Source organism: Pseudoalteromonas sp. AWH4_217, assembly GCF_056161105.1.
On record NZ_JBSWYM010000042.1, the window covers coordinates 1 to 11,476 of the forward strand.

Here is an 11,476-nt window from a genome sequence, read left to right on the forward strand (position 1 = left end):
CGGGATGACAGGCTTTGAGTGCAGAATAGCGGGCTTGGGATGCTGACAAGATATACTAGATTCGCTGAGCGTATTGCCTTTTGGGTGGTTCCCGGCTCGGAGGCCGGGATGACAGGCTTTGAGTGCAGAATAGCGGGCTTGGGATGCTGACAAGATATACTAGATTCGCTGAGCGTATTGCCTTTTGGGTGGTTCACGGCTCGGGAGCCGGGATGACAGGGTTTTGAGTGCGAAATAATTGAGTACATCATGCACTCCGCCATCTAAACGCCAGCTCCGTTGTCCTACGCCCCCTCCCAGTCATCCCGTGCTCGACACGGGATCTACTCACAGGCGACTCCGCAAGATGGAATTACTCAGATGCAAAACACCTCTCGTTACTATCTGTGGTATGTGTGTTGTATTTGGAATGGTTCCCGGCTCGGAGGCTGGGATGATGGGGTTTTGAATATGAGATTGAGGCAATTTGAGCACAGGATGGCGTGCCTTATCAGGGTCGGGGTGATTAATTTATGAATTCAGGGTTTTGCTGACTATCAAAGCAAGTGAGATGTGCTGTACAGAGCCATATATCGGAGGAGAATACCTCTTTATGAATAATCGAATTACACAGCCTGAGCGCTTAATACGTTCATTATAACAAGGTGTTTCTGATTTATTATCTGACGTCTGACTGGGCTAAAGAAATATAAAGCAGTGCAGGTGAGTGTGTTCTGGGAGGATATTCGAGAGTCATTCAAACTACGGAATGACTCAACGATAACGTGGCTACTCAGCGCTCAGAATACAGGAGAAAAGGTTACATGCGCCGCTATTCCACTTACATTTGTTCGAACAAGCTATCTGTACTCAAGCCCTCATGCTGCAGGATGTCTTTTAAACGGCGTAGTGCTTCAACCTGAATTTGACGCACACGTTCACGGGTTAAGCCGATTTCACGGCCCACATCTTCCAAAGTTGATGGCTCATACCCCAGCAGGCCAAAACGACGTGCAAGCACTTCTCTTTGTTTCGGGTTCAATTCACCCAGCCAGTCAACGATATGGCGGTTAATGTCTTTATTTTGAACTTCGCTTTCCGGCTCGTAACCACGCTCGTCAGCAATAATGTCTAATAACGCTTTGTCATTATCCCCGCCGATAGGCGTGTCCACAGACGTAATTTTCTCGTTCAGACGCAACATCTTACTGACATCTTCAACCGGTCTGTCGAGTGACTCTGCGATTTCCTCCGCAGTCGGTTCATGATCCAGTTTTTGAGTCAGTTCACGTGCTGTACGGAGGTACACATTGAGCTCTTTGACCACATGGATAGGTAAGCGAATAGTACGAGTCTGATTCATTATGGCCCGCTCAATGGTCTGACGGATCCACCAGGTCGCATAAGTAGAAAAGCGAAAACCTCGTTCCGGATCGAACTTCTCAACGGCTCGGATCAGGCCTAGGTTTCCTTCTTCAATCAGGTCAAGCAACGCCAGTCCCCGATTGTTGTAACGCCGCGCAATTTTTACAACCAGTCGCAGGTTACTTTCGATCATACGTTTACGTGACGCCTCACACCCTTTCAGCGCCTTACGTGCGAAGTACACTTCTTCCTCGGCACTGAGCAGAGGCGAAAAGCCAATTTCTCCCAGATACAATTGGGTTGCATCCAAATTCTTAACGCTGTCGTCCTTGGCGAAAAGTTCTTCATCATTTTCTATATCTTCGAGCAGCTCCGTTTTGGGCTCCTCTACTGAAACATCTTCAAACTTCTCGTCCAATTCTGGATTTACTTTACTATTCAATTTTGCTGTTTGAGCCATAAGCATCCCCCCAAGCGAATAAGTGACAGTTTTCCATCATTACGTCGATAGGCTATTTTTTAGGCAAGTACCTACCAGGATTTACGGCTTGTCCCCTATAACGGATCTCAAACCGCAACGCAACAGATGTCGCGTCTGTATCTCCCATTTCGGCAATTTTTTGCCCAGCTTTAACTTGCTGCTGCTCTCTTACTAGCAATTTGGAATTGTGGGCGTACGCGCTCAGATAATCATCTGTGTGTTTAAGTATGATTAAATTGCCGTATCCCCGTAACGCACTCCCTGCATATACAACAACGCCATTTGCCGCAGCTTTAACAGATGTTCCCTTTTTATTTGTAATCTGAATTCCCTTATAGCCGTTTTCTTTGACAGAAAAACGTCGGGTCACCTTACCAACTGCGGGCCAGCGCCATCGTACCTTATTATTTGACAACTGTTTGGTATGACTGGATTTTTCGCTGGCTTGCTTTTGAACATACTCTCGTTGCTTAGGTCGATCAAGCTCTTTTTTCGGTGAAATGTTATTTTTTTGTTTTTTATCAGTTAATTTTGCGGTTTGTTCTGACTGCTTTTTAGACGCTTTATACGTCTTTTTTGGATAGTCTAATGAGATTATCTGACCGGGGAAAATGGTGTAGGGAGGCTTAATTTTATTGATTTTGGCAACAGTCCTAACATCCTTATTTGCACTAAAAGCAATAGCAAACAAAGTGTCACCTTTTTTAACCTTATATTGATTATTTTTTATTTGAATTTTTTGTTTATAACTGGTCTTACCTTTGGAGAGATTCACAACCGGAGCGGGGGAATGCGGCGTGGTACATGCGGCCAGAAAATAGCACAATAGCAAAAGAGTATTGATGCGCGCCCGATTCATGCCTTGATTACTTTCCGCTTGTTAATTCGACCATCCACTTTAGCATACTCAACTGGATTTTCTCGCTTTTTTTGTCAAGTCTAGCTCAGTGCACCCGGAATTAAAGGAACAAAACGTACCTCTGCCAGTTTATTTTCAATGAACTGCTGACCTTTCCTTTGGTACATGGTGAGGATCTGATGCTGTTCACCAACAGGGATCACCATCACGCCCCCATCACAAAGCTGATCCAACAGCGCCTGAGGTACTTGTACCGCCGCAGCGGTTACTATAATGCCCTCATAGGGGCCTTTCGAGGCCCAGCCCTGCCAGCCATCGCCATGCTTCATAGCAACATTGTACAGATCCAACATATGTAAGCGACGTTTTGCCTGCCATTGTAGTGCTTTGATCCGTTCAATGCTGTACACCTCGTCAAACAGCTGAGCCAGCACGGCCGTCTGATACCCAGAGCCAGTGCCAACCTCCAGCACTTTTTTAACTACCCCGGCCTGGCGCAGCAGCTCGGTCATTCGCGCAACCACCAGAGGCTGAGAAATCGTTTGCCCCTGTCCAATCGGCAGTGCCGTATTTTCATAGGATTTGTGTTGCAGCACAGTATCAACAAACAGATGCCGGGGTGTGATCTCCAGACAATTCAGTACCTCAGGGTCGTTGATACCATGGCGCGCGAGTGTTGCAACCAATGCCTCCGCGCTGCGTTTATAGTTTTTGAGCAATGTACTTACTCCTGAGCGGCTATCCAGCTTGACAGAGAATCCAGGCTTTCATGTGCCGTCATATCTACTTTCAGCGGTGTGATGGCCGCATAGCCTTGTTTAACAGCGTAGAAGTCTGTACCTTCACCGGCATCCAGCTCCTGGCCCAGCGAACCATACCAATAGACATCTCTGTTCCAGGGATCCAGCTGCCGGGTCATCGTTTCGGCTTTATGTCTGGCACCCAGACGAGTCACCTGCATACCTTTTAAGTCGGACAGGGGGATATCTGGCACATTGATATTAATGATCTGATCTTTGGGCAGTGGGTGGCTTTTCAGTGCTTTGATGAGTTTCACCGTAACAGCCGCCGCAGTTTCATAGTGTGCTTCACGTTTTGAACACAGTGATACAGCAATGGCAGGTAAACCGAGATGGCGACCCTCAGTCGCGGCAGCAACGGTACCCGAATAAAGCGTATCGTCGCCCAGGTTGGCGCCGTTATTGATACCAGCTACCACCAGATCCGGGGCTTCATCGAGTAGCTGATTCACTCCCAGATGCACACAGTCGGTGGGGGTTCCGTTGACACTTACAAAGCCATTATCCAGTGTCGTTGCCCGCAATGGGTTTATCAGTGTCAGTGAATTACTTGCACCACTACAATTACGGTCGGGCGCAATTACCACAACTTCAGCAATTTCACACAATGCTTTGTAGAGTACGTCAATGCCTTTTGCATGTACCCCATCGTCGTTACTGAGCAGTATCTTCATCTTGGTTGCTTCCTTTTTTATCGTAGTTGCGATGGCTGACATCCTCATGATGAACCAGTTCACGCAGTATCGCGGTGGCATAGCACCCTTTAGGTAAATCAAAACTAAGCTGAATTGTTGTGGCATCCAGGGATTTTACCTGCAGGTTTTCGGGTATCACCCGCAGCGCCCTGCGCTCATTTTTAAGCCCTAAAGTGCCCAGTCCCTGCCACCATTCAGCAAAGGGTTTGAGCCACTCTATCTCAAGTGCGGTAAGGCCTTTTTCGCCTTTACCCAGTAAAGGAGCAGACAACACAATATCCGCTTCAAGCAGCCGAACTATCAACTCATCACTGATGTCTTCTTCAAAGAACGCATTGCTGCCACTGAGCATAAAAACTTCACGGTGCCAGGTCTTTGCCAGACCATGTTCTGCAACCCGCCTTGAAACCAGCTGATTAAAAATATGTGAGCGTGCGGCCGAGATCACCAGACCTCGTAATTTTTTATCACGGATCCGCTCTCCCTCAAACAATCTTTGTGCCATTTCCAGGTTATAGCCATCATGACCAAAGCGCTGCTCACCAAAATAATTGGGCACCCCCTGGCGCACTGCGTTAACGCGTGACAACAGATCCAGTGGTTCACTGACATTACGTAGTGTGATGGTAAAACGATTACCTTTGTGACATCCGGTACGTAATTTTCGATTGTGACGAATCTGCTTAAGCACAAACAGGCTATCGCTGTTAAGTTCGTTGAAATCCCGTGACTGCTTAATTGGCACCGGGACACTAAACCATTGAGTACAGACACCATGACGGTCTTTGAGTCCACCGTAGCTGACATCCCTTGGCGCTACGCCGGCAAACTCGGCCAGCTTACGGGCAATAAAGGCGGTGTTCTCGCCTTTCTTCACAATCTGCAAGCAGACGTGTTCGCCTTCCCCGGTAAATTCAATGTCGAGGATTTCATCAACCATAAAATCTTCAGGCTGAGATTTAAAGTCAGCATGCGCCTGCGGTTCACCATATAAGTAATTGAGCTCAGATACACAGGTTTTCACACTAAGCCACCTTCGTCAGCAGCACCACAGCATGGCTGGAAATGCCTTCTTTTCTGCCTTCAAACCCCAGCTTTTCGGTGGTCGTCGCTTTGACATTAACCTGGCCAATGTCGGCATTACAGTCCGCCGCAAGATTCGCACGCATGGCGTCAATATGCGGACGCATTTTGGGAGCCTGAGCCACTATGGTTACATCCAGATTACCAAGTTGATAACCCAGCTCACTAACTTGCTCCATGACGTTACGCAGCAGGATACGGCTGTCGATGTTTTCAAACTCAGCCGCTGTATCGGGAAAGTGTTTGCCAATATCACCCAGAGCCAGCGCACCGAGTAACGCATCACACACGGCATGAATAGCGACATCACCATCGGAGTGTGCAATAAAACCTTGTGTATAAGGGATCTTCTCACCACAAATCGTCAGCGGGCCTTCACCACCGAACTTATGAACATCAAACCCGTGACCTATGCGAATCATAGTGACCTCTCTTTACTTTGTTGTGACATCAGAAAACTGGCCAGCGCATAGTCTTCCGGTGTGGTAATTTTAATGTTGTCTGAGCGGCCACTGACTAATCGAACCGGCAGCCCAGCATGCTCGATGGCCGACGCTTCATCGGTGATTTGAACTTGGTCTTGCAGTGCCTGCTGCAATGCATTCAGCAGCTGCTGATATGGGAAAAACTGGGGTGTCAGCGCCTGCCATAAGGTCTCTCGTGGCACAGTTTCTTCGCTATGACTGGTACCGCGCTTAATGGTATCTTTGACTTTACTTGCCAAAATGCCGCCTTCCTGATGCGCTAAGCATTGCTCAATCAGATTGGTGATATCACTTACTTCTACCAAAGGTCTGGCAGCATCATGAACCAACACCCAATCCGGTGGCGTGCTCTGCATAGCCAGCAAGGCATTCAGAACAGAGTCGGCACGTTCTTTTCCACCCGTAACTCGCCTCACGTTCAGTCCACCTAGTGACAACTCACTAAAATAGCCATCGGTTTCGCTTACCGCCACGAAGATTTGGTTTAACTGTGGCAGTGCAGCCAGTTTATTGAGCGTATGCTCAAGCACGGTTTTGTCGCCAATTTTAAGGTATTGTTTAGGGTGGTTCAGTCCCATTCTGGCCCCAACGCCAGCAGCAGGAACAACCGCTGCAATTGTAGTTGATTTATTCATCGTGCTTCTTTGACAGTACGCGGATAAAGGTTTCGTTGGGTTTGATCATACCCAGTTCGTGACGAGCACGCTCTTCTACCCCTTCGAGTCCAAGCTTCAGATCTTCGATATCCGCTCTGAGTAATTTATTGCGTTTGGCCAGATCGGCATTGGCAGCCTGATGCTTGTCTACGGCTGTTTTGATACGCCTGAAGTCTTCAAGACCATTGTGCCCAAACCACAAGTTATATTGGGTATATGCACACAGACATAGCAATGCAAGTTGAAAATATCGCATTCGGGCTACCTTAATTGCTTTACAGGATCATGCATTGCACCTGGCAATGTGCACTACTTGCGTTGTTGTTTTTTTCTAACGTTTGCCCAGTTCACACTGCTGGCCAGTAACATTTCGCGTAAACCCAGCGTTCTGGGCGGTAGTATTTTATGATAATGCCAGCGGTGACCACAACAGGCAGCGGTCATTAACGCTTTACTTGGTTTGAGTAAATAGCGCGTTGCAGGTAAACCGGCCATTTGCTCTTCATCAATTGCATTACCTGAACAGTCAAACCAACCAAACTGGTTACAATGCCAACGCCCGTCGCGAGTCTGATCCAGCGTATCTAAATGCACACAAGTAATACCACTGTCGACGACCATGACAGGCACCACCAAACCAACAGAGGCATGTGTTGTATAATAAGCTTTGGCTTCATTACAGTGCCATTGGGGGCATTTACGTTGCCTGGCCAGCCAGCAGCCGTTGTGGCTATCCAGTTCGAGGGGAACTTCACCGAGCACAATATGTGTCGCGGCTCGCTCAACATAGTAAGGCAGGCTACTTAGCCGCCTTTGCAGACGGTCCAGATCGGGTTCAGCAGATAGGCCCGGTATTTCACGCGCGTAGAAAACATTTGCCAGCTCAGCATACGCCAGCCGGGTTGCTTCATCCTGCCATATCGTGCTTTGTTGCTTAGTGTGACCTTGACTGTTCAAAATGCCTCCTTTACACAGAGGTTATATCACGACCACACGGTTAAATATAGCGCACGAATATGAAAGCCACCGCTAACGGGTCGCCAAGACCTTACGGATTTTTAGGCCGCTTACCGAGCCTGGCTTCTCCGGATTCACTGAACATCACCGCCGTATCGCGCTTCTTACCCAGCAACAGGCTGCCATCCGCCAAAAACATAAAGTTCTGCCAGGTCCGCTTAAACACATCAAACTGGGTTTCAATGATCAACTCTCGCGACATACAAAAGTACACTGTGGTGTTGTCTTCCCAATTTAAAAAGTCACAAATGGTGTCTGGCAGGGTTGCTTCACCGGCTTCCCACGGCCCTTCCCAGTCCAGGCTTTCCTGCCAGTTTTCTTCTTTACCTGGCCAGTCATGGGGCGTAAAAAAGTCGGGATGATCCTGCTCTCGACTTACCATAGTGGTCCACAGTACCGCCGCACGTTGCTCAGTCATCGGCTTGATCCGAGCCAGGTCGGCCTCATCAATGGGCAAATCCTGATGACGAAACACCCAGGCTTTCTTGAACGCATCGAGCGCAATATAATTCATGTCTGATACCTATTAATTAAAACGCTGACATTATACCTAATTGGAGCTATGACCGTGAACAAAGAACTCAAACCCGGCATTTATCAACATTACAAAGGCCCGAAATATCAGGTGCTATTTGTTGCCACACACAGTGAAACAGAAGAAGCCATGGTGGTATACCAAACACTCTATGGCAACTTCGATCATTGGGTCAGGCCACTTAGCATGTTCTGTGAAATGGTCGAAGTAGATGGCCAGCAGCGCCCACGGTTTACGTATCTGGGAGTCGCCGAATGATGAGCATTTGCACTGCCCTAACACGCTGTGGCACACTGGGATTCTATCACTCATCAGACCAGAGTTAAGAAGTTTATGTTCAAAGGTACCGAGTCCTATATTGCCAGCACGGCACTGCAACAAGCTGTGAATGCAGCTGTGATCCTGGAAAAACCATTACTGATCAAAGGGGAGCCTGGCACAGGTAAAACCCTGCTGGCTGAAGAACTGGCAAAAAGTCTGGATACAGAGCTTATTCAGTGGCACATTAAATCGACGACCAAAGCACAACAAGGCTTGTACGAGTACGATGCTGTATCACGCCTGCGTGACAGCCAGCTGGGTGACGCACGCGTACATGATATTGGCAACTACATTATTCAGGGCAAGCTGTGGCAGGCCTTTACTCAGGCCAAACGTCCTGTCCTGCTGATCGATGAAATCGATAAAGCTGACATAGAGTTCCCTAATGATCTGTTGCTTGAACTGGATCGCATGGAGTTTCATGTTTATGAGACCGGTGAGCAGGTTAAAGCGCAGGTTCGCCCTATCGTGATCATCACCTCCAACAACGAAAAAGAGCTGCCCGATGCGTTTTTACGTCGTTGTTTCTTCCACTATATCGATTTCCCAGACAAGGAAGAAATACAGGCAATCATTGATGTGCACTTTCCGGCCATCAAACCACGCTTAGTGAAACAGGCATTAGAGGTCTTTTTTGACTTGCGCAGCGTGGCAGGATTAAAGAAAAAGCCCAGTACCAGTGAGCTGCTCGACTGGCTCAAACTATTATTGGCAGAAGACATAGATCCAGAAACACTTCAGGACCGCAGCCATAAAGGCGGATTGATGCCCCTGTTTGGTGCACTGCTGAAAAACGAGCAGGACGTCACTTTACTTGAGAAACTGGCCTTTTTAGGTAAGCGCTGATCATGTTGATCGACTTTCTATTCACGCTTAGACACTATGGGGTGAAAGCCAGCCTGCGGGAGCTACTGGACTGCCTCAATGCACTGGATAAAGGCGTGTGTTTTGCCGATATCGACGGGTTTTACCATCTGGCCAAAACCATCTTTGTCAAAGACGAAACTCAGTTTGATAAGTTTGACCGTGCCTTTGCCGATTACTTTGAAGGGGTTGAGTCTCTGGATCTGTTCAGCCAGTTACAGCAAAACGCCCTGCCTCAGGACTGGCTGCGTAAAGAGCTTGAAAAGCATCTGAGTGAAGAAGAAAAAGCCAAGTTGAAAGCTCTGGGTGGACTCGACAAGTTACTGGATACCTTAAAACAAAGGCTTGCAGAACAGCAAAAACGACATGCCGGTGGCAACAAATGGGTGGGGACTGGCGGTACCTCTCCTTTTGGGGCATATGGTTATAACCCTGAGGGTGTCCGGATTGGCCAGGACGGCAGTCGCCACCGCCGTGCAGTCAAGGTCTGGGATAAACGTCAGTATCGCAACCTTGACGCAGACAGTGACATCAGTAACCGCACTATCAAGCTGGCACTCAAACAGTTGCGTAAATTTGCCCGCAGTGGCGCCAGCGATCAACTTGACCTGAATGAAACCATCCGGGCTACGGCTAAGCAAGGCGGTATGCTGGATGTGAAAATGGCCCCTGAGCGGCATAATGCTGTCAACGTCATTATGCTGTTCGATATTGGCGGCTCGATGGACGATCACATCCAGATCTGTGAACAGCTATTCAGCGCTGCACACAGCGAGTTTAAACACCTTGAGTTTTTCTACTTCCATAACTGTGTGTACGAACATGTCTGGCAGGATAACGACAGGCTGGATAACACCTTGCTCGATACACACCAGCTGATCAACCGCTTTGGCCGGGATTACCGTCTGATCTTTGTCGGTGATGCCACCATGGGCCCCTATGAAATAGCCTACCCCGGTGGCAGTGTTGAGCACTGGAATCAGGAGGCCGGATCAGTGTGGTTACAAAGGCTAACTCAGCATTTTGATAAAGTTGCCTGGCTCAATCCACAGCCGAAAGCCCACTGGCCCTACTACCAGTCGATTGGCCTGATCGATGAGCTGATGGCTGGCCGCATGTTTCCATTAACCTTAGATGGGCTTAGTGAAGCAATTAAAGAGCTAAGCTAATAAAAGTACAAAGTGCAAAGTACAATGATAGCGAGCAGCGCGAGTACATTTACTTTGCGCAAAGGTGAATTGCGACCGAAGCAACGCTTCGCAGTTCGAGGAAGTGAGCGCACGGACCCACATGGATGTGGGGAAGTAGAATAATTCAGGAGCAATTATCGAGATGCGCAAAGGGCGATGAGAAACCGAAGCAACGCTTCGCAGTTCGAAGAGGTGAGCGCAGGGACCCACATGGATGTGGGGAAGTAGAATAATGCAGGAGCAATTATCGAGATGCGCGATGGGACCAAGCTTCATGGATGAATAGACAACACAGCTCTATCTACACGCTTCTATAAATGACATAAACGCAAAAAAGCCTACTTCTTTCGAATCCAGCTTTTCTTGATTGAAGTCTGACAATGATTGTCGAATTTCAGTGCAACTCATACTAACGGTGTGGCCTGTTCGAAGATCCCGCATCAAGTGCGGGATGACGATAGTATGGATTTGTATGAATGGAGAAATACATGACACTTCGTCAGAAATCGCTCTATACATCATGAAAGCAAGGAGTATGTTTGAGCCGGCGTATTTACTACACGTAAAGTGTGGCTTTCCTGCAGCGGCTCCAGGTTTTCCCAGCTCTACCACACCTCCAACAACAACTCCATTGTCATCCCGCACGCGATGCGGGATCCATTTAAACCCGTTTTTCAGTGCTGAGTAGGTTTGCTTCGATGTATTTGTCATGCCTGCGATGTGGTCTGTTGGTAGATCCCGCATCAAGTGCGGGATGACGGTAGTGTAGATCTGTTTGAATGGAGAAATACATGACACTTCGTCAGAAATCGCTCTATACATCATGAAAGCAAGGAGTATGTTTGAGCCGGCGTATTTACTACACGTAAAGTGTGGCTTTCCTGCAGCGGCTCCAGGTTTTCCCAGCTCTACCACACCTCCAACAACAACTCCATTGTCATCCCGCACGCGATGCGGGATCCATTTAAACCCGTTTTTCAGTGCTGAGTAGGTTTGCTTCGATGTATTTGTCATGCCTGCGATGTGGTCTGTTGGTAGATCCCGCATCAAGTGCGGGGTGAATTGCGACCGAAGCACCGCTTCGCAGCGCAATGAACGCGAGGCATGGACGCCGAGCCGGGAGCCCTCCACAGGGAAGTGTGTCCA

At 48.3% G+C, this 11,476-nt stretch carries 14 protein-coding genes; 3 read left to right on the forward strand and 11 right to left on the reverse strand.

The features are described from left to right. Nucleotides 1-820: 820 nt before the first annotated feature. From rpoS to ACXAH1_RS24345, 10 genes are all read right to left on the reverse strand, one after another. Nucleotides 821-1,804 carry an RNA polymerase sigma factor RpoS gene (gene rpoS, locus ACXAH1_RS24300; protein WP_054016062.1) on the reverse strand — a complete coding sequence of 328 codons (984 nt, stop codon included), beginning with the start codon at nucleotides 1,802-1,804 and terminating at the stop codon, nucleotides 821-823. Nucleotides 1,805-1,856: 52 nt separating this feature from the next. Next, nucleotides 1,857-2,684, reverse strand: coding sequence for a peptidoglycan DD-metalloendopeptidase family protein (locus ACXAH1_RS24305; protein ID WP_475200277.1), 828 nt, complete (start codon nucleotides 2,682-2,684; stop codon nucleotides 1,857-1,859). 80 nt (nucleotides 2,685-2,764) lie between these two features. Continuing rightward, nucleotides 2,765-3,403 carry a protein-L-isoaspartate(D-aspartate) O-methyltransferase gene (locus ACXAH1_RS24310; protein WP_475200278.1) on the reverse strand — a complete coding sequence of 213 codons (639 nt, stop codon included), beginning with the start codon at nucleotides 3,401-3,403 and terminating at the stop codon, nucleotides 2,765-2,767. A gap of 5 nt (nucleotides 3,404-3,408) precedes the next feature. Next, nucleotides 3,409-4,158 (reverse strand): 5'/3'-nucleotidase SurE, encoded by a 750-nt coding sequence (surE, locus tag ACXAH1_RS24315; RefSeq protein WP_138546103.1) that lies wholly within the window; start codon nucleotides 4,156-4,158, stop codon nucleotides 3,409-3,411. Continuing rightward, a complete protein-coding gene (gene truD / locus ACXAH1_RS24320) occupies nucleotides 4,139-5,203 on the reverse strand; it encodes a tRNA pseudouridine(13) synthase TruD (RefSeq protein WP_475200281.1) in 1,065 nt (354 codons plus the stop codon). The genes surE and truD overlap by 20 nt, the downstream gene beginning before the upstream one ends. 1 nt (nucleotide 5,204) lies before the next feature. Beyond that, nucleotides 5,205-5,684, reverse strand: a complete 480-nt coding sequence (ispF, locus tag ACXAH1_RS24325) for a 2-C-methyl-D-erythritol 2,4-cyclodiphosphate synthase (protein ID WP_475200282.1) — start codon at nucleotides 5,682-5,684, stop codon at nucleotides 5,205-5,207. Further along, a complete protein-coding gene (ispD, locus tag ACXAH1_RS24330) occupies nucleotides 5,681-6,382 on the reverse strand; it encodes a 2-C-methyl-D-erythritol 4-phosphate cytidylyltransferase (RefSeq protein WP_475200283.1) in 702 nt (233 codons plus the stop codon). Before ispD ends, ispF begins: the two co-directional genes overlap by 4 nt. Beyond that, nucleotides 6,375-6,659: a cell division protein FtsB gene (gene ftsB, locus ACXAH1_RS24335; RefSeq protein WP_010383879.1), complete on the reverse strand. Its 285-nt coding sequence runs from the start codon at nucleotides 6,657-6,659 to the stop codon at nucleotides 6,375-6,377. The genes ispD and ftsB overlap by 8 nt, the downstream gene beginning before the upstream one ends. A 53-nt stretch (nucleotides 6,660-6,712) precedes the next feature. After that, nucleotides 6,713-7,360 carry a hypothetical protein gene (locus ACXAH1_RS24340; RefSeq protein WP_475200285.1) on the reverse strand — a complete coding sequence of 216 codons (648 nt, stop codon included), beginning with the start codon at nucleotides 7,358-7,360 and terminating at the stop codon, nucleotides 6,713-6,715. Nucleotides 7,361-7,451: 91 nt separating this feature from the next. Beyond that, nucleotides 7,452-7,934 (reverse strand): DUF2947 domain-containing protein, encoded by a 483-nt coding sequence (locus ACXAH1_RS24345; RefSeq protein ID WP_138553394.1) that lies wholly within the window; start codon nucleotides 7,932-7,934, stop codon nucleotides 7,452-7,454. A 48-nt stretch (nucleotides 7,935-7,982) separates the two neighbouring features. On the opposite strand from ACXAH1_RS24345, the gene ACXAH1_RS24350 reads away from it, so the two are divergent. From ACXAH1_RS24350 to ACXAH1_RS24360, 3 genes are all read left to right on the forward strand, one after another. After that, a complete protein-coding gene (locus tag ACXAH1_RS24350) occupies nucleotides 7,983-8,213 on the forward strand; it encodes a DUF1653 domain-containing protein (protein ID WP_475200287.1) in 231 nt (76 codons plus the stop codon). 75 nt (nucleotides 8,214-8,288) lie between these two features. Continuing rightward, a complete protein-coding gene (locus ACXAH1_RS24355; protein WP_475200289.1) occupies nucleotides 8,289-9,122 on the forward strand; it encodes an AAA family ATPase in 834 nt (277 codons plus the stop codon). 2 nt (nucleotides 9,123-9,124) lie between these two features. After that, nucleotides 9,125-10,309, forward strand: coding sequence for a vWA domain-containing protein (locus tag ACXAH1_RS24360; protein ID WP_475200291.1), 1,185 nt, complete (start codon nucleotides 9,125-9,127; stop codon nucleotides 10,307-10,309). 318 nt (nucleotides 10,310-10,627) lie between these two features. On the opposite strand, the gene ACXAH1_RS24365 is transcribed toward ACXAH1_RS24360, so the two are convergent. Next, a partial coding sequence (locus ACXAH1_RS24365; protein ID WP_475200293.1) for a hypothetical protein occupies nucleotides 10,628-11,476 on the reverse strand: 849 nt, incomplete at its 5' end.